This window comes from Zhaonella formicivorans (assembly GCF_004353525.1).
GTDB classification, from domain to species: domain Bacteria; phylum Bacillota; class DUOV01; order DUOV01; family Zhaonellaceae; genus Zhaonella; species Zhaonella formicivorans.
Genome location: NZ_CP085524.1, coordinates 1,938,443 through 1,962,100, shown reverse-complemented (window position 1 = coordinate 1,962,100; position 23,658 = coordinate 1,938,443). Strand labels below are relative to the sequence as shown.

20 protein-coding genes and 2 riboswitches are annotated in these 23,658 nt (G+C 50.0%); of the genes, 19 read left to right on the top strand and 1 reads right to left on the bottom strand.

Annotated elements, in window-relative coordinates:
• Window positions 1–7 precede the first annotated feature (7 nt).
• The 14 genes from EYS13_RS09650 to cooS all read left to right on the top strand — a co-directional run bounded on the left by EYS13_RS09650 (window position 8) and on the right by cooS (window position 18,896).
• Complete coding sequence (locus EYS13_RS09650; protein WP_227762099.1) at window positions 8–2,308, top strand: xanthine dehydrogenase family protein molybdopterin-binding subunit; 2,301 nt, start codon at window positions 8–10, stop codon at window positions 2,306–2,308.
• A gap of 2 nt (window positions 2,309–2,310) precedes the next feature.
• Window positions 2,311–3,180 carry an FAD binding domain-containing protein gene (locus EYS13_RS09645; protein WP_227762097.1) on the top strand — a complete coding sequence of 290 codons (870 nt, stop codon included), beginning with the start codon at window positions 2,311–2,313 and terminating at the stop codon, window positions 3,178–3,180.
• Entirely contained in the window at window positions 3,177–3,647 is a 471-nt protein-coding gene (locus EYS13_RS09640) for a (2Fe-2S)-binding protein (protein ID WP_227762096.1), read from the top strand. Before EYS13_RS09645 ends, EYS13_RS09640 begins: the two co-directional genes overlap by 4 nt.
• A 113-nt stretch (window positions 3,648–3,760) precedes the next feature.
• Window positions 3,761–4,732, top strand: coding sequence for a thiamine pyrophosphate-dependent dehydrogenase E1 component subunit alpha (locus EYS13_RS09635; RefSeq protein ID WP_227762094.1), 972 nt, complete (start codon window positions 3,761–3,763; stop codon window positions 4,730–4,732).
• A 1-nt stretch (window position 4,733) separates the two neighbouring features.
• Entirely contained in the window at window positions 4,734–5,714 is a 981-nt protein-coding gene (locus EYS13_RS09630; protein ID WP_227762093.1) for an alpha-ketoacid dehydrogenase subunit beta, read from the top strand.
• Window positions 5,715–5,734: 20 nt separating this feature from the next.
• Window positions 5,735–7,051: a dihydrolipoamide acetyltransferase family protein gene (locus EYS13_RS09625; protein WP_227762092.1), complete on the top strand. Its 1,317-nt coding sequence runs from the start codon at window positions 5,735–5,737 to the stop codon at window positions 7,049–7,051.
• Between the two features lie 12 nt (window positions 7,052–7,063).
• Window positions 7,064–8,476, top strand: coding sequence for a dihydrolipoyl dehydrogenase (gene lpdA, locus EYS13_RS09620; RefSeq protein WP_227762091.1), 1,413 nt, complete (start codon window positions 7,064–7,066; stop codon window positions 8,474–8,476).
• Window position 8,477: 1 nt separating this feature from the next.
• Window positions 8,478–9,515: a type II glyceraldehyde-3-phosphate dehydrogenase gene (locus tag EYS13_RS09615; RefSeq protein ID WP_227762090.1), complete on the top strand. Its 1,038-nt coding sequence runs from the start codon at window positions 8,478–8,480 to the stop codon at window positions 9,513–9,515.
• A gap of 5 nt (window positions 9,516–9,520) precedes the next feature.
• Entirely contained in the window at window positions 9,521–10,786 is a 1,266-nt protein-coding gene (locus EYS13_RS09610) for a phosphoglycerate kinase (RefSeq protein ID WP_227762089.1), read from the top strand.
• Window positions 10,783–12,033, top strand: a complete 1,251-nt coding sequence (gene larAH6, locus EYS13_RS09605; protein WP_227762088.1) for a nickel-dependent malate racemase, LarAH6 family — start codon at window positions 10,783–10,785, stop codon at window positions 12,031–12,033. The genes EYS13_RS09610 and larAH6 overlap by 4 nt, the downstream gene beginning before the upstream one ends.
• Window positions 12,034–12,069: 36 nt before the next feature.
• Window positions 12,070–13,299, top strand: coding sequence for an NAD(P)-dependent malic enzyme (locus tag EYS13_RS09600; RefSeq protein ID WP_227762087.1), 1,230 nt, complete (start codon window positions 12,070–12,072; stop codon window positions 13,297–13,299).
• A gap of 474 nt (window positions 13,300–13,773) precedes the next feature.
• The gene (locus EYS13_RS09595) at window positions 13,774–15,654 is read left to right on the top strand and encodes a DUF4914 family protein (protein WP_227762083.1); all 1,881 of its coding nucleotides are present in this window, start codon (window positions 13,774–13,776) and stop codon (window positions 15,652–15,654) included.
• Window positions 15,655–15,745: 91 nt separating this feature from the next.
• A riboswitch (TPP riboswitch) is annotated at window positions 15,746–15,859 on the top strand.
• A gap of 48 nt (window positions 15,860–15,907) precedes the next feature.
• On the top strand, window positions 15,908–16,438 hold the full coding sequence (thiT, locus tag EYS13_RS09590; protein ID WP_227762081.1) for an energy-coupled thiamine transporter ThiT: 531 nt from the start codon (window positions 15,908–15,910) through the stop codon (window positions 16,436–16,438).
• A gap of 562 nt (window positions 16,439–17,000) precedes the next feature.
• Entirely contained in the window at window positions 17,001–18,896 is a 1,896-nt protein-coding gene (cooS, locus tag EYS13_RS09585) for an anaerobic carbon-monoxide dehydrogenase catalytic subunit (RefSeq protein WP_227762080.1), read from the top strand.
• A 194-nt stretch (window positions 18,897–19,090) separates the two neighbouring features.
• Here cooS and EYS13_RS09580 read toward each other — a convergent pair whose 3' ends face one another.
• Window positions 19,091–19,303 carry a hypothetical protein gene (locus tag EYS13_RS09580; protein ID WP_227762078.1) on the bottom strand — a complete coding sequence of 71 codons (213 nt, stop codon included), beginning with the start codon at window positions 19,301–19,303 and terminating at the stop codon, window positions 19,091–19,093.
• A gap of 209 nt (window positions 19,304–19,512) precedes the next feature.
• A riboswitch (cobalamin riboswitch) is annotated at window positions 19,513–19,792 on the top strand.
• A 391-nt stretch (window positions 19,793–20,183) separates the two neighbouring features.
• Between EYS13_RS09580 and cobK the strand changes: the two genes are divergently transcribed.
• From cobK to EYS13_RS09555, 5 genes are read left to right on the top strand one after another with little or no spacing between them, the layout of a single operon-like run.
• On the top strand, window positions 20,184–20,954 hold the full coding sequence (gene cobK / locus EYS13_RS09575; RefSeq protein WP_227762077.1) for a precorrin-6A reductase: 771 nt from the start codon (window positions 20,184–20,186) through the stop codon (window positions 20,952–20,954).
• A gap of 6 nt (window positions 20,955–20,960) precedes the next feature.
• Window positions 20,961–21,713: an energy-coupling factor ABC transporter permease gene (locus EYS13_RS09570; RefSeq protein ID WP_227762076.1), complete on the top strand. Its 753-nt coding sequence runs from the start codon at window positions 20,961–20,963 to the stop codon at window positions 21,711–21,713.
• A complete protein-coding gene (locus tag EYS13_RS09565; RefSeq protein ID WP_227762075.1) occupies window positions 21,710–22,000 on the top strand; it encodes an energy-coupling factor ABC transporter substrate-binding protein in 291 nt (96 codons plus the stop codon). Before EYS13_RS09570 ends, EYS13_RS09565 begins: the two co-directional genes overlap by 4 nt.
• Before the next feature lie 2 nt (window positions 22,001–22,002).
• Window positions 22,003–22,794: a cobalt ECF transporter T component CbiQ gene (gene cbiQ, locus EYS13_RS09560; RefSeq protein ID WP_227762074.1), complete on the top strand. Its 792-nt coding sequence runs from the start codon at window positions 22,003–22,005 to the stop codon at window positions 22,792–22,794.
• A complete protein-coding gene (locus EYS13_RS09555; protein WP_227762072.1) occupies window positions 22,782–23,651 on the top strand; it encodes an energy-coupling factor ABC transporter ATP-binding protein in 870 nt (289 codons plus the stop codon). Before cbiQ ends, EYS13_RS09555 begins: the two co-directional genes overlap by 13 nt.
• The last annotated feature ends 7 nt before the right edge of the window (window positions 23,652–23,658 follow it).

The following is a 23,658-nucleotide window of genomic DNA, read 5'->3' as shown; positions in this document are numbered from 1 at the left end:
GGATTGTATGGAGCATCAAGTAGTTGGGAAGTCCATTCCGCGTAAGGACGGCGTGCAAAAGGTAACGGGCAGCGCACTCTTTGGTGCAGATATTAGCCTGCCGGGGCAGTTGTACGGTGCAGTTTGTCGCAGCCCGTATCCCCATGCCAAAATTAAGGCTGTACATACAGAACTGGCGCGGAAGTTGCCCGGTGTGCGCGTGGTGCTGACCGGTGCAGATTTTAACAAGCTGTTTGGACAGTTTATCGAGGATCAGCCCATCATTGCTTATGATAAGGTAAGGTATCAGGGTGAACCTGTTGCCCTTGTTGCAGCGGAGGATCTTCACACAGCCCAAGAAGCGGTACGCCTGATCGAGGTGGAGTATGAACCTCTCCCTGTGGTGAATACCATTGAGGAGGCATTGCAAAACGAGACGCTGCTCCATGAGGACTGGAGCGCATATAATATAGTCGGCGCGTGCCATCCCGTTCCAAAGACCAATATTGGCGACACTTTCACATTGCGCAAGGGAGATGTTGAGCAGGGCTTCGCGGAATCGGACTTGGTGCTGGAAAACGAATTTTTTTGTAGCATGCTGCAGCATACAACCATCGAGACCCATTCGGCGCTTGCTTTTGCCGACAGGGCTACAGGGGAGATTACGGTCTATACCCCGGCTCAATCGCCATTCATTATTCGGGGAATTCTGGCCAGGGCTTTTGGCGTACCTTTGGAAAAAATGAGAATAATTTGCACCGAAATCGGTGGTGCCTTTGGCTCAAAATACGAAGCAAAGGCCGAACCACTTGCCGTTGCTTTGGCTTTGTTTGCAAAGGGCAGGCCGGTCAAGCTGGTGTTTAGCCGGCATGAGGAGTTTCAGGCAAGCGTTGCCCGCGCTCCAGTCAAGTTTAAAATCAAAACTGGCGTGAAAAAGGACGGGACTTTGCTGGCGCAGCAGGTCACCATTTATTGGGATACCGGCGCCTATGTGACTACTGGCCCCCGGGTTAACTACAACGCCGGCTTTGCAGCCTGTGGTCCCTACAAAATACCCAATGCCCAGGTAGATGGTTTTTGCGTCATGACCAACAAGAGCCTTGGCACGGCGTATCGTGGATTTGGTGTAACGGAGGTAGCTTGTGCTCATGAATATCAAATGGATTTAATTGCCAAGAGGTTGGGTATGGATCCCCTGGAACTGAGGCTCAAGAATGTTTTGGAAGATGGGGATTTGTCCGTAACCGGCGAGTCCATGCGCAGTGTAGCTGTTAAAGAGTGTTTAGAGGCTGCAGCGAAGAACATCGATTGGTCAAATAAGCCCTTACGTTGGACCTCGTCTACAGGTAAGCTTTGCGGCAAGGGCATTGCCTGCTTTTGCAAGCTGACGGGTACACCCTCTACCACCTCGGTAGTGATCAAGCTCAATGAAAACGGCTCTTTGACCATCCTGGATTCCAGCAGGGAAATGGGACAGGGCGTTACCACGGTGCTCCCGCAGATTGCGGCGGAAGCCTTGGGCATTGATGTGGACAAAGTCTCGGTATCACCCGTGGATACGGCATTTAGTCCCTATGATAAGACCACTACCTCCAGCCGTTCAACCTTCCACGGCGGCAATGCAGTGTTGATGGCTGTGCAACAGATCAAGGATCAGCTGCTGATCCTTGCGGCAAAACACTTTGGCATGCCCACATCCCAGATGGAATATGAAAACGGGACTATACGCTGCAAAAACGATGCAACGAAATATATACATATCAACGAGGTGGGAGAGTCCGGCATCCTCAAGGAGCAGCCGCCTGTCATCGGTATTGGCGCCTATGGTACTTCAGATATATTTGATAAGCCCGATCCTATTACCCATCAGTCGCAGCGTCCCACCGTGATGTGGATGTTTGGCGCACAAGCGGCAGTGGTAGAGGTGGACCCCGCTACGGGTCAGGTGCAGCTCAAAACTATGGGTGCGGCCCACGATGTAGGTTGCGCTATTAATCCTGTGGGTTGTATGCAGCAGGTTGAGGGCTCCATCATCATGGGTTTAGGGCATGCGCTAATGGAAGAAATGATTTATGAGGATGGAGAGCTTAAAAACGGAAATATGGTGGATTATAAGGTGCCAACCTTTATGGATTCTGATGTAGATTTGCAGATTACGCTGGTGGAAAAGAACCATCCTGAAGGGCCTTACGGTGCCAAGGGTATCGGTGAACCGGGACTTGCTGCCACTGCTGCAGCCATTGTCAATGCTATCAATGCAGCGTGCGGTGCAAACTTCAATTCCATACCAGTTAAACCGGAACATATCCTATTCAGAAAGGAGGGCTGATTATGTTGCCGCAATTTGAGCTTTACCGGCCCAAATGCCTCCAAGAAGCCTGTGAACTGAAGGGACAGGGGGCGATGGTGTTTGCAGGCGGCACCGATGTATTTGTTGCCATGCATGGCGGACGGTTAAGGCCAAAGGCCCTGGTGGATGTAAAGGGAATAGGCGAAATGCAGGGTGCAACCTTTGATGAACAGTCGGGTCTTAATTTAGGTGCTTTAACTACCCACCGGACTATAGAGGAATGGGACATTATCAAAGAACGGTATTATGCGCTCTTTGAGGGCTGCTCCCAAGTAGGCTCCGTACAGATTAGGCACAGGGGAACTCTGGGTGGCAATATTTGCAATGCTGCACCGTCGGCTGATTCCGTTGGTCCCCTGCTGGTTTTCGATGCAAAATGTGTTGTCGTAGGGAAGGAAGGGCAGAGAACTGTGCCACTGAGCCAGTTCTTCGCCGGCCCCAAAAAAACTGTGCTGGCAGCAGATGAGCTGCTTTACAGGATAGTGGTCCCCCCGCCTGCTCAATGTTCCGGCAGCGCCTATATCAAATATACGCGGCGCAAGGCCATGGATTTGGCCTTGCTGGGTGTATGTGTTTATCTTGCCCTGGACGGTAATCTGCTGCGGGATGTGCGTATAGCACTATCCACAGCTGCGCCTACGCCTATCCGCGCCTATCAAACGGAGGCAATGCTGCGAGGGAAAAGCACAGAGGATATATCCATGGAGGAAATGGGTAAGCAGGCGGCAGCGGAGGCAAGTCCCCGTTCCAGTTGGCGTGCCAACCGTGAATTTCGATTGAAATTGATAGAAGAGCTGATGCAGCGTGCTTTTAGCACCGCTCTGGCCCGTGCAGGGGGGGATAGAAGATGAGACAAGAAACTATACAAGTGACGGTGAACGGCCAAATCTATTTTAAAAACGTAGAAGTAAACATGACGCTGTTGGAATTTTTGCGGGAAGAACTGCACCTAACCGGTACAAAACAGGGCTGCAATGAGGGTGAATGCGGGGCCTGCACGGTACTTGTCAATGGCAAACCCATTAATTCCTGTTTGATGCTGGCGGTGGAAGCCCATGGAGCACAGGTGCTGACGGTGGAGGGCCTGGCGTCTGAGGAAGGTACGCTGCACCCGTTGCAGGAAGCTTTTCTTCAGGCAGGCGCAGTCCAGTGCGGATTTTGTACGCCGGGCATGTTGCTTGGCGCCAAGGCACTGCTGGACAAATACCCTCACCCCACGCCGGCGCAGATTCGCAAGGAGATGGAGGGCCACATTTGCCGTTGCACAGGCTATAAACGCATTGTAGATGCCATTATGCTGGCATCTGAAAAATTTTAGGATTGTGCTTTCATTTTTGGGGGTGAAGCAAAAAGAAGTTCCCTGAAAGCCAAGCGTATCAGGGAATATGAGTTGTTGAAACTATTCCAATACTTATTGGGGGAGGAAGCCAGATGATTTCCAAGGAACGCAAACGTTGGATCTATGAAACTATGAACCGGATCCGCTACTTTGAACTCAAGGTACAAAGCCTTTTTGAGCAAGATAAACTGAGGGGCTCTGTACACCTGTATGTTGGTGAGGAAGCGGTGGCAGCCACCCTCTGCTCCCTGTTACGGGACGAGGACTATATCACAAGCACACACCGCGGCCACGGCCACTGTATAGCTAAGGGGGCAAGGATGGATAAGGCCATGGCGGAGCTCATGGGCAAAGCTACAGGCTATTGCAAGGGTCGCTCCGGCTCCATGCACATTGCAGATTTCACCAAGGGCAACCTTGGTGCAAACGCCATCGTGGGCGGAGGCATTCCTATTGCCACAGGGGCGGCACTGGCGGCAAAGCTCCGGGGCACGGATCAGGTGGCAGTATCTTTCTTCGGGGATGGCGCTTCCAACCAGGGAACCTTCCATGAGTCCTTGAACCTGGCAGGGGTCTGGAAACTGCCTGTGATCTATGTCTGCGAAAATAATGGCTTTGGCATTTCGGTTCCTACCTGGCAGTCAACCTCGGTAGGGGATATCAGCGTGCGGGGTACGGGGTACAACATACCGGGGTTTACGGTGGACGGCAACGATGTCTATGCCATCTATGAGGTGGCGGAGCAAGCTATTATAAGGGCGAAAGCAGGGGAAGGTCCTACTCTCATTGAGTGTAAAACTTATCGCCATCTTGGACACTGGACGGGGGATCCACAACCCTATCGCACTAGAGAAGAAGTAGAGAAGTGGAAGCAGGAGAATGATCCTATCCGGCGGATGCGGGAGCGGATGCTGCAAGAGGGAGACTTTACTCCGGAGGAGTTGGATGAAATCGAGCGGGCAGCCATACAGGAAGCTGACGATGCGGCAGAATTTGCTTTGAACAGCCCTGAGCCGGACCCCGCAACTTTAATGGAAGATGTATTTTATGAGGGGGTGCAGTAGCATGAGCATCAAAACTTACGCGACAGCAATCAGGGACGTCATCGCCGAGGAAATGCGCAGGGATGAACGGGTATTTATCATGGGCGAGGATATCGAAACGCTGGGTGGCGTATTCGGCTGCACCCGCGATTTGTACAAGGAGTTTGGGACTGAACGGGTACGCAACACCCCCATATCCGAGGCGGGCATTGTAGGCGCCGGAGTTGGTGCGGCTTGTGCCGGCATGCGGCCCATCGTGGAGCTGATGTATATGGATTTTACCTTTGTAGCCATGGACCAGCTGCTCAACCAGGCGGCAAAGACCCGTTACGTGTTTGGTGGTAAGGCCCGTATTCCTCTGGTTATCAGGGGGCAGCAGGGTATTGGGCGCGGCAACGCAGCCACTCATTCCCAGAGCGTGGAGACCATCTTTATGCATATCCCCGGCTTGAAAGTGGCTTGCCCTTCTACCGGAGCCGATGCAGCTGGACTGCTGCGTGCTGCCATACGGGACGATAATCCCGTGATTTTCTTTGAACATAAAGCACTATACCCGCTGAAGTTTGAAGTGCCCGACGATCCTGATTTTATCATCCCCTTCGGTCGGGCCGATGTAAAAAGGGAGGGCAAGGATGTTACCATTGTGGCCAACCTGCTCTATGTAAGTCGGGCGCTGCAAGCAGCAGCTGAGCTGGAAAAGGAAGGAATCAGCGCCGAGGTAATCGATCCCCGTACCCTGGTTCCTTTGGATATAGAAACCATCGTGAACTCCGTGAAAAAGACTGGCAGACTGGTAGTGGTACATGAAGCTCACCGTACCGCTGGCTGGGGTGCAGAGATTGCCGCCGAAATTACTGAGCGCGTATTCCCCTATTTGGACGCAGCACCTATCCGCTTAGGTGCCAAGGCATGCCCCTTGCCCTTCAATCTTGGCTTGGAGAATGCTGCAACGCCCCAAGTGGAAGATATCATCAAAGCCTCTAAAGCAACTCTCTACAAGTAAAAAAGGGGAGGGACATTTCCATGGCAGTGAAAGTAATTATGCCTAAGCAAGGCCTCCAGATGACAGAAGGCACTATCACCCGGTGGCTGGTAGAGGAGGGCGGCACCGTTACCGAGGGTCAGCCTCTCTTTGAAATGGAAACGGACAAATTGACCATCACCATAGACGCTACCCACAGCGGCACGCTGCTGAAGATCATTCGCGGTGAAGGGGATGTGGTGCCCATTACCGAAACCATCGCCATCATAGGCGAGCCGGGTGAAGATTACAGCTCTCTTTTGGACGAAGGTGCGGCTTCCGGTGGCAGCGAGGCAGCAGAGGGGGCTGTTGTTATCCCGCCTGTTGCAAAGGAAGCCGTGGCAGCTACAGAAGGTAAGCGCATCTTCTCCACTCCCCGTGCCAGGCTCAGGGCAGAGGAGAGGAACTTGGATTACAGGCTTGTGCCGGGTACCGGCCCCGAGGGGCTGATCATTGAAAGGGACGTATTGAGTTATGTACCTCCTGCAGCAGCGGTGGAGCCCAAGGCAACGCCCTTGGCCAAAAAGGTGGCAGCTTTGGAAGGTATAGAGCTTGCTGCTGTTTCCGGTAGCGGTTCCCGTGGCAAGATTAGACTGGAGGACGTAAGGGCTAAGCTCAGCCAGTCCGGAAGTGCTGTGGAACGCGGTGAAAAAGTCATTCCGCTCTCCAGCATGCGCAAGGTCATTGCCACCCGCATGCACGAGAGTCTGCAAATCATGGCTCAGGCCAACCACCGCATGAGTGTGGATATGACCCAGGCCACGGGGCTGCGGGAGCAACTAAAGGCAGCAGGCATCAAGGTCAGCTATAACGATATAGTGATCCGCTGTGTGGCAAAAGCTCTGACCGAGTTCCCTATGATGAACGCTTCTTTTACTGAGCAGGCTATCATTCAAAAGGAATATGTGCATATTGGCATGGCAGTGGCAGTGGATAGCGGCCTAATCGTGCCTGTAATCCGCGATGCCGACTTGATGACCTTGCCGCAAATTGCAGCGGTTACCGCTCAGCTTGCCCAAAAAGCCAAGAGCGGCGCGCTCCAGCCGGAAGACTATACCGGGGGTACCTTTACAGTCACCAATTTGGGCATGTTCGATGTGGACAGCTTTACCGCCATAATCAATCCGCCTGAGGTGGGAATACTGGCTGTAGGCAAAATCAGCAAGCAGGCGGTAGTGCAGGAGGATGACAGCATTTTAGTCAAGCCCATGATGCAGCTTTCCCTGACCTATGACCATAGGGCAGTGGACGGCGCACCGGCGGCCCAATTTCTAAAACGGATTAAAACCTTGCTGGAAAGTCCCGGTCTTTTGATCTAGGAGGATAGAACTATGGAAAAATATGATGTGGCAGTGCTGGGCGGTGGGCCAGGCGGCTATGTTGCGGCTATACGTTGTGCGCAGTATGGTCTGAAAACCGTGTTAATCGAGGCAGATGAGTTAGGTGGCACCTGCCTCAACCGGGGCTGCATCCCTACCAAAGCCCTGTTGCACTGTGCCGAGCTCTACGAATCCGCCCTGGAGTCCATGGAGCATGGGGTTTTTACCGGAGGGATTAGCTTTAATTACGCAGCACTGGCGCGGCGCAAGGATACCATCGTTGCTAAGTTGCGGGCGGGGATCGCGAGCTTGGAAAAAGCCCATGGGGTTACGGTAATCAAAGGCTTCGGAGTATTGCAGGACCCGCATACTATCAATGTAAATGGTAACTTGGTAAATGCTGAGAAGATCATCTTGGCAACCGGTTCCGCACCCGCACGACCGCCTATTCCAGGAATCGACGGTGAGAATATCATTACCAGTGACGAGGTGCTGGCCATGACAGAGTGTCCTGACTCCTTTGTTATCATTGGTGGTGGGGTTATCGGCATGGAATTCGCAACGCTGTTTGCCGCACTGGGCAAGAAGGTAACGGTCATCGAGATGATGCCTTCCATCTTGCCCGGTGTGGACAGGGATATCGTCAGGATGCTGTCACAGATCTTGCAGAAGAAAGGGGTAGAGCTTGTCACCTCTGCCAGAGTTACCTCTCTCCAGGGGGGTAAAACAATAAAAGTTAACTACGAGCAAAGCGGACAGGTTAAATCAGCCACAGGCGCATGCTGCGTAATCAGTGTAGGCAGGAAACCCATGACTGCAGGAATCGGTCTAGAGGCTCTTGGTGTGAGGATGGCCCGTTCTTTCGTGGAAGTAGATGATCGGCTGCGCACTAATATCCCCAACATTTATGCAATTGGCGACATCACCGGCAAGATGCAGCTGGCCCATGTGGCAACTGCCCAGGGTCTTGTTGCCGCAGCCAACTGTGCGGGCAAGGACGAAAAGATAGATTACTCCATAGTACCCGCCTGCATTTATACCTCTCCAGAGATTGCCTTTGTAGGAATGACGGAGGAAAAGGCCAAGGAAGCGGGCAAGGCTGTGCAGTGCGGTACCTTTAACGTGGCCGGAAACGGTAAGGCCATGATCATGGGTGCAAAAAGCGGGATAGTAAAGCTGGTAACTGATGAAGCAACTGGTGAGATATTAGGCGCACAGCTCTTTGCCCCTCGGGCAACGGATATGATTGCGGAGCTTTGCGTGGCTATGAAATGTGAGGGCACCATTGAGGAATTGGCCGCCACGATCCATCCCCATCCGACTGTGAGCGAAGTGATTATGGAGGCGGCCCACGACGTTGAAGGTCTGTGTTGTCATAGTATGCCAAAGGTTAAAAATATATGGGAGAAGAGGGAGGTTCAATAACATGAAAAAAATCAAAGTAGGTGTAGCAGGATACGGGGTCATAGGACAGCGCTTGGCTGACGGCGTAGCATTGCAAGGCGATATGGAACTGGTGGGCATTGCGGACCTTGCTCCTACCTTGTCAATTCGTGCGCTTAAGGAAAAGGGCATGCCCTATGATTTGTACTTGGTGGAGGGAGCTGATAGAGGACGTTTTGATGCCTTGGAGATTCCCGTATCCGGCACATTTGAAGAGCTGGTTGAAAAAGTTGACATCATGTTGGACAGTTCACCCGGTGGCGTAGGGGCCAAGAATAAGGAACTGTACGAGAAAAAGGGTGTGAAGGCCGTATTTCAAGGTGGCGAGAAGAACACCGTTGCGGACGTATTTTTCCATGGATATGCCAATTACGAAAAGGGCGTTGGCGCTGACTACCTTAAGCTGACCTCTTGCAATACCACCGGTTTGATTCGTTCAGTGGATTGTCTGGACCGCGCCTACGGCATTGAGAAGGTGGCTATCACCATCATCCGCAGGGTGGCGGATCCCGGCGACTACCATCGCGGTCTTACTAATGCCTTGCAGATTGACAAAGCTCCCAGCCATCAGGCGGTAGATTTGATGACTATCATGCCCCATATTGAAGCTACCGGCATACTGGTACATACCCCTGTGACCCATGGCCACATTATCACTGTGCTGGCTAGCGGCAAGCAGAAGATAACCAAGGAAATGGCTATAGAGGCATTCAGCAGGCACGACCGCATCCGCATGGTCCGTATAGCTGACGGGTTCCTGGGCAATGCCTCCCTCTTCCGCTATGCCAGAGATTTAGGCAATCCCAGAGGTGATATGTATGAAATCGCCTTGTGGGAAGAAAGCATCGTGGAAAGCGGCAATGATATTATGTATGCCATTAACATTCCTCAGGAGAGCGTTACCATTCCCGAAACTATAGATGCAATTCGCGCGGCGTGCAAGATGCAGTTGACTAGGGAGACGGGTACTGCTGAAACCAACAAATATTTGGGCATCGGTCGTGGAAATAAGGTGAGGTGAAGGCCATGCGCTTTGGTATCAATACGATTGATGATTTTAATGTGCAAGGCAAGACCGTGCTATGTCGGGTGGACATCAATCAGCCGGTGGACAAGGTAACCGGTACGCTGAAAAATATTACTAGAATCAAGGCTTGTGTACCCACCGTCAAGGAACTAGCGGATAAAGGGGCCAAGGTGGTACTGCTGGCTCACCAGGGTAGCGATATCGAATACAATAATTTTTATACCACCCGGCCCCATGCTCAGGTGCTCACAGAGCTTTTGGGCCGTGAGGTGCAGTTCATCGACGATGTGTGCGGCCCTGCTGCGCGGGCAAAAATAGAATGCCTTGCGGAGGGGGAGATTCTGCTCCTGGATAACGTACGTTTTCTGGCCGAGGAGCAAACGCTTTTTGAGTTGAAGCTCTGCCTGACCCATGAACAGCAGTCCCAAACGCTGCTGGTGCAAAAACTGGCACCCCTGGCCGATCTCTACGTGTGCGACGCCTTTGCGGCAGCGCACCGGGACCAGCCTTCCCTGTGTGGTTTTGAGCAGTTGTTGCCCTCAGCTATGGGCAGATTATTCGAACAAGAGTATTGCGTTATTTCAGAGCTGATGGAAAGCCCGGCACACCCCTGCATCTTCGTTTTGGGAGGGGCTAAAATTGCAGACGCTTTTCTCATGATGGAAACGGTGCTAAAAGGGGGTGTGGCCGACAAGGTGCTGACGGGCGGACTTGTGGCCAACATCCTGCTGGCGGCCCGGGGAGAAGAAATAGGTTCAGGCAGCCTGGACTTTATTCTGAAGTCCAACTACGGCGAGTATATAGAAAAAGCGAAGGCCTTATATGAAGAATACGGTCAATACATAATGCTGCCAAGGGATGTGGCTTACGTGCAACAGGGCAAGCGTTATGAGGCGGCCATGGGGAACATCCCTATGGATGCAGCCATAACAGATATCGGCAGCGGGACTGCTGCAGAGTACGCAAACACCATCCTCTCTGCCAAGACTGTGTTCGTCAACGGCCCCATGGGCATTTTTGAGCAGGAACCCACAGAGCTGGGAACAAAGATTGTCTGGGAAGCCCTGGGCAGCACACAGGCCTACACCGTGGTGGGAGGCGGTGATAGCATTACGGCCACGGCCAAGTTCGGTTTGTCCGATAAAATGTCCTATATTTGCACAGGGGGCGGTGCTCTCATCCGCTTTCTTACGGGCGAGGAGTTGCCTGTGGTCAAAGCGCTGCGCAATGGGGCCAAAAAATTTCCGGCGGAGAGATGCCTATGAAGTTGGAATTTGGGTTTGGTACAGGGAAGCAAACGGTAGAGGTGCCAGAACAGAACCTGCTGGGCGTGCTCACACCGAATCATGTACAATATACCCATACAGGCGAGGCAGCCATCAAGTATGCGCTGGAGCATCCCATCGGCCTGCCGCGTCTCCGGGAAATCGTTAGGCCCGGGGAAAAGGTTGTGATTGTCACCAGCGATATTACCCGGCCCATGCCCACCTCTGCGGTGATGCCGGCTTTGCTTGACGAACTGGACCAGGCCGGGGTGAAACCGGAGGACGTGACGCTGGTGTTTGCCCTGGGCAGCCACAGGATGCATACCGAGGAAGAGCGGAGGAAGCTTGCCGGGGAGTCGGTATTCTCCCAAATTGCTTGCATTGACGGGGATCCAACGGACTGCGTGCATCTGGGCGTTACGTCCCGCGGCACCCCTGTGGATATTGTGCGGGTGGTGGCGGAGGCCGACAGGCGCATTTGTCTGGGCAACATTGAGTACCATTATTTTGCAGGATATAGCGGTGGAGCCAAGGCCATCATGCCCGGTGTGTCTACCCGTGCGGCCATCCAATCGAACCACAGCCTTATGGTGCACCCAATGGCTTGCGCCGGCAGGCTGGAGGGAAATCCAGTGCGAGAGGATATCGAAGAGGCTGCGACCATTTGTAAAATAGACTTCATACTCAACGTCGTGCTGGATGAACATAAAAGAATCATCAAAGCCGTAGCCGGTCATCCAGTGCAGGCGCATCGAGAGGGCTGCGCTTTTTTGGATAAACTATATCTCAAAGAGATACCTGAGCGAGCGGATATCGTGTTGGTGTCCCAGGGAGGGGCCCCCAAGGATTTGAACCTATATCAGACCCAAAAGGCATTGGATAACGCAAAGCATGCGGTGAAAGATGGGGGCGTGATTATATTAATTGGTTCTTGTAAGGAGGGGCTTGGGGAGCATACTTTTGAACAGTGGATGACACAATCCCCCGATGCTCATTCTATGATCGAGCGAATCGGTCGTGATTTCCAATTGGGTGGACACAAAGCCGCAGCCATAGCAATGGTCTTGGAAAAAGCGGATATCTATCTGGTGTCCGAGCTGCCTGATTCTTTGGTAAAAAGCATCTTCTTGACGCCCCAGCCCTCTGCACAGGCAGCATTGGATGCTGCATTTGCCAAGCTGGGGGAATTTGCCACTGTACTGGCCATGCCCTATGGAGGTTCGACGTTGCCAAGGGCAATGGTTTGATTTTTGCATTAACCAAATTATTTTGGGGGGCTTACAATGGGTTTACGGGAAGAAGCATTAGAACTACATCAAAGGAATACTGGGAAAATTACGGTCCAACCGAAAGTTCAAATTACTAATGGGTATGAATTGAGCTTGGCTTATACGCCTGGTGTGGCAGAACCTTGTAAAGAAATCCATGCAGATGTAGATAAAGTTTACGATTATACTAACAAAGGAAATATGGTTGCTGTAGTCAGCAATGGCACTGCTGTTTTAGGTTTGGGTGACATTGGCCCTGAGGCTGCCATGCCGGTTATGGAAGGAAAATCCGTATTATTTAAAACGTTTGCAGGAATAGATGCATTTCCGATTTGTATACGGGCTAGGGAAGTAGAAGAAGTAGTGCAGGCTGTAAAAATGTTAGAGCCTACTTTTGGCGGCATAAATTTAGAAGATATAGCAGCGCCGAATTGTTTTGAAATCGAACGCAGATTAAAAGAGGAGTGTAATATACCAATCTTTCATGATGACCAGCATGGCACAGCCGTAGTTACCCTGGCAGCCATGTTAAACTCGGTGAAACTAGTTGGCAAAAAAATTGATGAAGTTAAGGTAGTAATTAATGGCGCAGGTGCCGCCGGAATTGCTGTGCTCAAGTTGCTGTTGAAGAGTGGTGTCAAGGATGCTATACTTTGTGACCGCCTTGGTGCGATCTACGCCGGGCGGCCAGAGGGAATGAATAAAGAGAAGGAAGAGATTAGTCAATTTACTAATAAGCAAAAGGTTAAGGGAAGTCTAGCTGAAGTATTAGTTGGGGCTGATGTGTTTATCGGACTCTCTACAGGTAATGTCCTTAATCAGGATATGGTAAAATCAATGGCTAAGGCTCCTATAATCATGGCTATGGCTAACCCTATACCTGAAATTCTGCCTGACATTGCAAAAGCTGCAGGAGCCAGGGTGGTTTGTACCGGGCGATCCGATTTTCCCAACCAGGTTAATAATTCCTTGGCTTTCCCCGGCATATTCAGGGGAGCTTTGGACGTTCGTGCCAAAGATATCAACGAAGAAATGAAGCTAGCTGCAGCCCATGCTATTGCAGGGCTGGTAAGCGATAAGGAACTGTGCGAAGAATTTGTTATGCCCGATCCCTTTGATAAGCGAATTGCTCCTAAAGTGGCTGCCGCTGTGGCCCAGGCTGCAATGGATTCTGGAGTAGCAAGAATAAAAGTGGATCCGTCTGATATTGAAGAGAAGACTTTCGCCATTGCTGCAATAAAGTAGCACTGCAATATTGAACTTGATTTTCCGGTGGCCCAGGACCCGCCAAGGACTGATTTAGAGGGTCTTGCGTTGAAACGTAAATTTTTTTTGAAGATAGGTTGAGATTATGGACTCTCAACCTATCTTTTTTTGTATCTACATTAAACAACGAACTATTTTTTGCAAGCACATCAAGTCGGCAGACTGCTCAACCAGTGTTTCAAGGAAAAATTAGCTTTTTGTTTCTGCGAAAGTTGAATTTTTAAATAACCCATAGGAGCATTTCCAGCCTGTAATGCAGTATACTTAACGGGAATGGATTGCAAGATATGCTCTGATTTGTTATGATAATAAAAATTTATAAACTTAGCTAGCCGGTTTTTGTCAGGTAAATCAGAGTTTTTAGGCCAATGATAATGAGTGCCTGTACTTATTATTATTGGCTTTTTCAATAAAAAAGTACAGCGTAGGTTTGTACTGAGAGGAGAGGAACAGATGACAGAGATGTTTGCTAAATTTAAGTTGCCTCCGGATTTGCTGCACATTTTACAAAATACCGAGGTAATTATCCCCGGGAGCAGGGAAGAATTGCTGGAGCTGGCCCTAGGCAATAAAGGAAAGGACTTTTATGAGGTTGCTTACGACATCCCAGGTATCGGGCGAATTGTAGAAGCTACCGTTACCCGCTGCAAGAACGGCATAGCCGTAAATTATACCGATATTTACATGAGAAGAAGAGATCCTGATTGCATGGTTGTTGCTGACAAAGGGGAGACGGATAAAGAGAGGTACAAAGACCGTTTCGGTCAGGATTTCAAACCGCTGCGCACGGCAACTTTTGAGTGGCTGGAGCAGCAACCCCTGATTGTGCTGCCTTTTATGGCAGGGGGCTCAACCTTAGGGTACCCGGCCCTTTTGGTTGCTCCCGCCAATGCCGGCTTTTTTGCAGCGGCTTTGGCTGATTTACAGGAGTTTTTGTCTCCCGACCGTATCCCTCCTGAATTCACCCCGAAAGCTATCGTCTGTGTGGCGCCGCCTTTCCGCCACACCCATTTCGACAATAAGCAGGTGGTGGTGCATAACAGGAGAGAAAACATCCATGAGCTTTTCTCCTATAATCTCTATCCGGGGCCAAGCGCCAAAAAAGGCATTTACGGCGTGCTGTTAAACATCGGGGAAACAGAAGGCTGGGTTACTCTGCATGGATCCACCGTTAAAGTTATCACTCCCTACGAAAATATTTTTACCATAATGCATGAAGGGGCCAGCGGCGGCGGTAAGAGCGAGATGCTCCAGCAGTTTCACCGGGAAGCCGACGGTAAGGTGCTGCTGGGAGAAAATATTGTGACCAGGGAAAGGCATTACCTGGAAATTTCAGACAGCTCTGAACTGCAGCCTGTGACCGATGACATGGCGTTATGTCCTCCAGGGCTGCAGGACGGCAAAAAGCGGCTGGTTGTAACCGATGCCGAAGCGGGCTGGTTTATCAGGGTTGACCATATTAAAAAGTACGGTACTGATCCCCAAATTGAGGAATTAACTATCCACCCGCCTGCTCCTTTGATCTTTTTAAATATTGACGCTGCACCGGGTTCGACCTGCTTGATCTGGGAGCACACCCTGGATGAACCGGGGAAACCCTGCCCAAACCCCAGGGTCATTGTTCCTAGGAGGTTTTTCCCGAACACTGTCAATGAACCGGTGGAAGTCAACATTCGCAGTTTCGGGGTAAGGACCCCGCCCAGCACCAGGGATAATCCGAACTACGGCATTATCGGCTTGTTCCATGTACTGCCGCCTAGCCTCGCCTGGCTGTGGAGGCTGGTTGCCCCCAGGGGACATTCCAACCCCAGCATTACTGATACAGAGGGCATGACCAGCGAAGGGGTAGGTTCTTACTGGCCTTTTGCCACCGGGAAAATGGTGGACCAGGCCAATCTCCTGCTGGAGCAAATTATGGATACACCAAGCACCAGGTACATTTTGATTCCCAACCAGTATATAGGTGTCTTTAGAGTGGGCTTTATGGCTGAATGGATGGCCAGGGAGTATATTGCCCGGCGCGGCAGTTCCAAATTCAGGAAAGAACAATTGACTCCCGCCAAATGCCCTCTCTTGGGATATGCTCTGGATTCGCTGAAGATTGACGGGACCTACCTGCCCAAAGTGTTCCTCCAGGTTGACCTGCAGCCGGAGGTAGGGGAGGAAGGTTACCAAGCCGGAGCCAAAATACTGACTGATTTCTTTAAGCGGGAATTGCAACATTTCCTGACATCTGAGTTGCATCCCGTTGGCCGGCAGATCATCGAAGCCTGCCTTTCCGATGCCAAGCTGGATGAGTACGTTAGCCTGATTCCCTGTGAATATGGGAATTAAGAATTAAGATTATTGATAACAAAGATAAACACGACAAAGATAAAAATATAATTGAAGAATACAAAGCTTTATGGTAAAATATGTCTAGAACTGCATAGGTGAGGGGTGCTGGATGAGTCCGGCTGAGAGGGAGTTCCTACTGATACTCACGACCCGTGAACCTGATCTGGGTAATGCCAGCGTAGGGAAACTATAGCTACTTACAATGCTGCATTATCCAGTGCAGCATTTTTTTATTTGTAGGAGGTATCTTATGGGGAAACTGTCGACTAAAGCGATGGTAGAGGCAGGAGTATTAATTGCTTTAGCTCAAATTTTGAGCTATGTAAAAATTTTCGAAGCCCCTTACGGGGGGTCTGTAACGGCAGGGAGCATGGTGCCGGTGATGATTTATGCCCTCAGGTGGGGACTCGGGCCTGGTTTGTTTGCCGGAGCGGTTTACGGGGCGCTCCAGTTTATCCTGGGACCAAAATATTCTTACCATATACTCTCAATTTTACTCGATTATGTGGTAGCATTCGGGCTCCTGGGGTTGGCCGGCTTGGCCAGAAAAAACTATGCCGGGGCTTTTGCCGGAGTAGTTTTGGCTGTTTTCGGCCGCTTCGTTTCCCATGTGCTTTCGGGGGTAATTATCTGGGCATCCTACGCTCCTCCCGGCATGAATCCTTGGGTTTATTCAATCCTGTATAACGGCGCTTACCTGTTGCCCGAATTGGTGATTTCTGTTGTGGTAGTGGGAGTGCTTTATAAGCCCTTGAAAAATTTTGTTGCTCAGCAGATGTAGCTTGTTATTACTTGTTTAGAAGTATGATTAGGAGAGGGGAGTTTACGGCTTCCCTCAGCTTGTAGACAAATGCAAAAATTGTAATCCATTGTGTGTAGCTGCGACATTATGACAAGCCTTAGAGCGCTCTGCGAAGAGTTTGACTGGAAGCGGACGAGCGGCACGGACGCCGCGAGAGCGGTGGAGCGATAGGAAGTCGCGTCACCGCGTGCCGCTGGAAGTCAAACGTAAAGAAGACTTGGCTTGTGCCAAGCGTGAGCGCGCCAGAATTTCTAGCATTATGTTTCATAATGCATAGAAATTCCAGTCCTTTAGGGCCGGCAGAAGTCTAGTCGCCCTTATGCGGTCGTGCATAAGGCTTGCATAGAGCCTGAGCAGGCCAGCGCTCTTGGCGATAGTCTTTGGAGCAGCGGTACAAGGGTTACAATTGTGCGAGGGCTAATAATACTTTGTCGACGGTCTGAGGGAAGCATACAGCTTCCCTCTTTTTTTGTCACCGATTCCAGCATTTTTTGCAGGCTAGTGGAAATACTAACCTCGAAAAAACTAGAGAGGTGATCTGATGAAATTTACCACGGAAAAAGTCAGTGTACATCCTTCCGTTCAGGAAATGTATGAGCGCTTGAAAGAGGACAAAATATCAAACACTTTTGACAGGTTCTCGCCCCAGGAAAAAATTCGCTGCAACTTTTGTGTTGCCGGGGTCAGCTGTCAACTGTGCACTAACGGCCCTTGCCGGATTTCTGATAAGGCCGAGGCGGTACTGGGGGTTTGCGGCATAGACCGTAACGCCATGGCAATGAGGGATATGCTCTTGCGCAATGTCATGGGTACATCTACTTATTCCTACCAGGCTTACGAAGCAATCAGGACTTTAAAGGCAACCGCCTTAGGACAGACCCCCTACAAAATCAAAGATACAGAAAAAATGTATCACTTTGCCAAACAGTTGGAACTGGACACTTCCGGTTCGGTGAATGACGTGGCAATAAGATTGGCGGATTTTCTGCATTGGGAACTGCACCGCGGCTATGATGAGCCCTCCAAAGTGATTGACGTATTTGCCCCGCGGCAAAGGGTTGAACTCTGGAGAAAGCTTGCCCTGTATCCATCAGGTCCCTTGCATGAGATTAAAGACACAGCGGCAAGCTGTCTTACCAATGTGGATGGCGATTATGTTTCTTTGGCCCGTAAAGCACTGCGCCTCGGAATTGCATGTATTTACGGGGCCCAACTGACCGGGCAGTGGGCCATTGACATCATTTTAGGATCTCCATATCCCCACGAAGTGCAGTACGACCTGGGTATTTTAGATCCCGATTATGTCAATGTGGTGTTTAACGGGCATGAACCATTCACCGGGGCAGCCCTGGTGATGAAAGCCCATGATCCTGAAATCCAGGAAGAAGCAAGGCAAGCCGGTGCTAAGGGACTGAGAGTTATTGGTTCTATTGAGAGCGGCCAGGAAATAGTGCAGCGTTTCGAGGTAGATGAGGTATTTAGAGGTTTGACAGGAAACTGGCTTGCCATTGAGCCTTTACTGGCTACAGGGGCTGTTGATTTCTTTGGCATGAGTGAAAACTGCTCGCCCCCTTACCTTGCTCCTTACCAAGAGAAATATCAGGTAACCCTGGCGTCAACCACCAGGCTGGTACGGGTGCCAGGCGTGGAGAAGCATTATGATTATAAGCCGCAAGAGGTAGAGGGTCAGGCCAGGGATATGCTTTTGGCAGCTATTGAAAATTTCAAAAAGCGCAAAGGTAAGGTAGAGCCCAGAGTGCCCCAAAGAATTCAAAAGGGGTATTCCGGTTTTGGCGTTGAAGCCATCTTGAAAGCTCTGGGAGGCACTATCCAACCTCTGGTTAGGGTAATTGCCGAAGGAAAAGTGAAGGGTGCGGTGGGACTTGTTAACTGCACTACTTTGGCCAACGGTCCCCATGATTACATGACTACCGAGTTAACCAGGGAACTGATCAAAAGAGACATCTGCGTGATTTCGGGAGGATGCGGCAATCAGGCGCTGGAAGTTGCCGGCTTTACCAGCTTGGAGGCAATAGAATGGGCTGGAAAGGGGTTGCAAGAAGTTTGCCGCGCCCTGAACATTCCACCGGTATTGAGCTTTGGTACGTGTACCGACACCGGTCGCATAGCTGTTCTGGTAAGTGAGCTTGCCAAAGCATTAGATGTGGATACGGCTGATTTGCCGGTGGCGGTGACTGCTCCCCAATACATGGAGCAAAAAGCGACTATTGATGGAATTTTTGCTTTGGCCTTCGGGTTGTATACCCACCTTTCACCGACCCCACCGGTCACCGGAGCCCCGGAACTGGTGAAGCTCTTGACTGAAGATTTGGTTGAGATAACCGGCGGCAGGGTGGCTCTGGGCGACGACCCGGTCCAAGTGGCAGACGGCATTGAAAACTTCATCATGGAGCGAAGGAAACACCTGGGCATATAAAGAAAGCTGGGGAGGATATTCCCCAATTCAGCTTGTAGACTAAGCCAGCATGTATTATTTCGCTCTGGACAAGCTCCTACGCCGTTACCGGCAGCATAGCTGCCGACGGCTGTGGAAACCAGTCCCGCTCCATAATACATGCTGGCTGATAATAGTTTGTCGACAGCCTGAGCTGGGGAGGATTCCCCAGCTTACTATTTTGTTGTTTTATTGGCTTTCAGGTTTTTCAAAAGAGAGGTAGCTCCTCTTTCCCGGTCCATCTCTATTTTGGAGTTCAACCCGATTTCCGCCACCTCTTGCTTCAAAGCATCCAATTGTCTCGTGTTTCCTACCTTGCCTTTGGCTTTTCCTTGCAGTAATTCACCGCTTTTTTTGTGCGGCTTAGATTTACCCGAATTGTTTCTCATGTAGCCTCTGGGCCAAATTAACCAGAGTACACCTCCTTATATTTTAATTCCCTGTTAGTTTAGGTTAGGAGGTCGAAACTTATTCAGTACCGGCGTACTGTTTTACGAAGACTGTACTTTTGACGGCATTAGCTGCTGGCGACTGGTGACTGAATAAAGTTTTATAAGGTATTGCTAAAACCTTATGTCTTTGGTATAATTAGGGAAAACAGAATAGCTTTGGAGCAAGTGCTTTGCTGAAAATGCAAAGCCGAGAGGGAAGCCAGTGGGAATCTGGCGCGGTCCCGCCACTGTGAAAGGTAGCCTTGCTATATTGAGCCACTGTTCGGCAATTAACCTTGTATTAACTTAAGGGTTATGAAAGTAAATTGCTTCGTATGGCAGTATGCAGTTTAACCAAAATGTCAGTATTGGGTTAAGTGCCGAATGGGAAGGCATAGTAAGGCAATGACCTTGAGCCAGGAAACCTGCTTGTTCTGAGCTCGCAGTTGAACCCACGGTAGATGGGGAGTGAGTCTTAACATTTTTTTTCGGTTTGTAAGCCCTCTGCCTGTCGGTTGGAGGGCTTTTTGCTGTTATAACTTATACTTTTGAATAGGTTCTTTGTCCCGAGGGATAAAGAGTAAATGGAAGCTATTCATATTTTCCGTATGTACAGCAAGGGGAGGGAATGCCAAAATTCTACTTGGGATTCCTGGTGATCCTTGAATAGCGGTCCGGCCTGTTCTAATCGCATCTTCACCTGACCGGGGAGGTGGTTAGATAAGGCTGCCCTTTTTGAAGCTTATCCTCCCTAGTTTGTAAAACTAGGGTATTTTTTTGAACACCATACAACAGCGCTTTTACTCTATACAACATGGACGAGGGGGAAAGGGTAGCGGTGATTTTAGTTTTGGCCGGTACGAAGGAAGGCAGGGAAATCGTCAACCTCTTAAGCCGGGAAGGGCTGCAGGTGATGGTGGCTGCTCTTACCGACTACGGCAAGGAACTGGCAACTGAAACTGCAGGGGAGATATTTCCCGGTGAATTATCATACGATAATTTGAGCCGGGTACATGAAAAGCAATGCATAGACCTGGTAGTTGATGCTTCTAACCCTTTTGCTACCTCAGCCTCACAGCTGATTGGCAGTTTTTGTCGGGATAAAATGCTCCCCTATGTCCGTTATGTCAGGGAAAGAGTAAACATTCCACGGCATCCTTTAATTCATCCTGTCAACTCCTGGGAAGAAGGGGTGGAAAAGGCTTTTAAGCTGGGCAGTACGGTGTTTCTCACTACCGGCAGCAATAACCTGGAAGTTTTCCTTGGACACCCGGCCGCCAAGGGGAAAAGAATAGTGGTGAGGGTTTTGCCGGATCATAACGTCGTGAAAAAATGCCAGGAATTGGGTTTAAGGCCAAAAGATATCATCGCCATGCAAGGCCCCTTTTCCAAAGAAATGAACAGGCTGATGTTCAAGACTTTTAACGCCTCCGTAGTGGTTATTAAAGAAAGCGGTCGGGCTGGAGGGACGGAAACAAAGATGTCCGCAGCCTTAAGTTTAAAAATCCCCGTTGTGGTGATTAAACGGCCTGCTTTAAGCTGGGGCAACGAAGTTCAAAACTATGAGGCTTTGCTGGCGGCAGTGGCCCAATTTAAAAAGATGAGGTGACTCAAAATGAAAGCAACCAAAAGGTCAATGTATATTCTGTATTTTATGGCGACATTTTTGACGGTTCCGCAGGCAGCTTACGCTATGCATATTATGGAAGGATTTTTGCCGGCTCCTTGGGCTGTTTTTTGGACGCTGTTAAGTTTGCCATTTGTTCTTTTGGGCTTAAAGTCCATCAAAAAAATAACAAAGCAGAATCCAAATCTAAAGTTGATGTTGGGAGTAGTGGGGGCTTTTGCATTTGTTCTTTCTGCCCTAAAAATGCCCTCCGTAACAGGAAGCTCTTCCCATCCGACGGGAGTGGGGTTAGGAGCCATTATTTTTGGACCTGCCGCTATGTCAGTTCTAGGAAGCATTGTGCTTCTTTTTCAGGCGCTCCTTTTGGCCCACGGCGGATTAACCACGTTAGGTGCCAATGTTTTTTCGATGGCAATTGTTGGTCCTATTGCTGCATATGGTATATATAAGCTTGGGGATAAATTAGGCGCGCCTGTGTGGTTATCTGTATTTTTGGCCTCCGCTATAGGAGACCTGTTAACCTATGTTACTACCTCGTTACAGTTAGCATTGGCCTTCCCGGCTTCTACAGGAGGGTTTATGGTTTCAATGGCCAAATTTATGGCTATTTTTGCCGTAACCCAGCTCCCCTTAGCTATCAGCGAAGGCTTGCTTACAGTACTTGTTTTTAACACGCTTAGCGCCTATAACAAAAATGAACTGCAGGAACTGGCGGTTCTAAAGAAGGAGGCAAAGGCATGAGTACTACAGCCAAAAACATGATGCTTATTTTATTGGTTATTATCTTAGCTGTTGTTCCTTTACTGTTGAAGAGCGGGGCTGAGTTTGGCGGTGCCGACGGCCAGGCAGAAGCGGTTATTAGTGAATTAAATCCTGAATACCAAGCATGGGCCTCGCCCATCTGGGAGCCGCCCAGCGGGGAAATCGAGAGCTTGCTCTTTGCGCTGCAGGCGGCTTTAGGCGCCGGCTTTATTGGCTATTACATAGGGGCTTCACGGGCTAAGGCTAAAAACAAGGGGAATATTTAACAATGCTGAGCATCGACCAGTATGCCTATTCCAGCGCACTTAAAGATGTTCATCCTGTGGAAAAATTCATCTTTGCCATAAGCTTATTGCTAATTTGCCTGCTGGCTGATTCACTGGTCATTTCTGTAATTGTGATTGCTTTAGCGGCCATAGCCACAGTGGGTATGGCCAGGATTCCCGGAAGTTATTATGCTAAAATGCTGCTCATGCCTTTGGCCTTTCTGCTGCCGGGAGTTTTGACCGTCATGCTTTCCTTCGGGGACCGGGCTGCCGGTTACTGGCAGGAAATTAATCTGGGAGCGGTTATTATCGGTGTACGCTATAGAGACATGGTTTTGGCAGTAAATCTCTTTTTTAAATCCCTGGGGGCTGTCAGTTGCCTGTATTTTCTTGTTTTAACCACGCCTATGGTCGATCTGATTTGGGTATTGAAGAAATTGAAGACTCCCGGGCTGTTCCTGGAACTGATGGGGCTCATCTACCGTTTTATTTTTGTCTTATTGGACACTGCGGGCAGGATGTATATTTCACAGGCCACCAGGCTGGGTTACGCCTCCTGGAGAAACTCCTATCATTCGCTGGGAGGGTTGGTTGTCAACCTGTTCGGCAAATCCTTGCAAAAATCCCGGGAATTGACGGTGACAATGATGGCCAGATGCTATACCGATGCCATCAATGTACTGGATAATGAGTATGTCTTATCGAAAAGAAATTTGGCGGTAATCGGGTTTATTGATCTGGCAATGGTCTTGCTGGCGTTATATTTAGGGGGTGGGCTTGCTTGGCTGATCTGATTTTGGAGGCAGTGAACTTGAGTTTTACGTACCCCGATGGCACCAAGGCGTTAAATAGCATAAATTTAGCCATCGAGCGGGGGAAGAAGGTTGCGGTTTTAGGCCCTAACGGTGCGGGGAAGTCGACCCTGTTTTTGCATTTTAACGGCGTTTTAAAACCAGCCAGCGGTAAGGTCCGTTTTGCTGGGAATGATATATCCTATCAGCACAGCGCCTTGATGGAACTGCGCCAAAACGTGGGCATCGTTTTCCAGGACCCGGATAGCCAGCTTTTTTCCGCCAGCGTCCGGCAGGAGATTTCCTTTGGTCCTTTAAACCTGGGCCTGGACAAGGTTGAGGTGCTGCGCCGTGTTGAAGCTGCAATGGAGGCTACGGAAATCTGCCATTTGCAGCATAAGCCTACCCACCTGTTGAGTTACGGCCAGAAGAAAAGGGTTTCCATTGCCGACATCCTGGCAATGGAACCGGAGGTGCTGATTTTTGATGAGCCTACTGCCTGGCTGGACCCAAGGCATTCCAAGGAGATTATTGACTTAATTAATAGGTTTAACCGGGAAGGGAAGACTATTATCCTGTCTACCCACGATGTGGATTTGGCTTATTCCTGGTCCGACTATATTTATATCATTATCAACGGGCAAGTGGCAGGAATGGGGGAACCTCAGGAGATTTTCCAGGATGGCGCATTGCTTGAGCACGCTGATTTGACTAAACCATGGGTGTTGGAAGTTTATGAGGAGATGAAGCAAAAAGGGTGGATTCCATTAAACAGCCCGGCTCCCAGAACAAAAGAGGAATTGTTTAGCTTGATGCAGTCAAAGGAATATGGTGAGAAGAAGATCAAAAGGGCGATTTAACTGATCG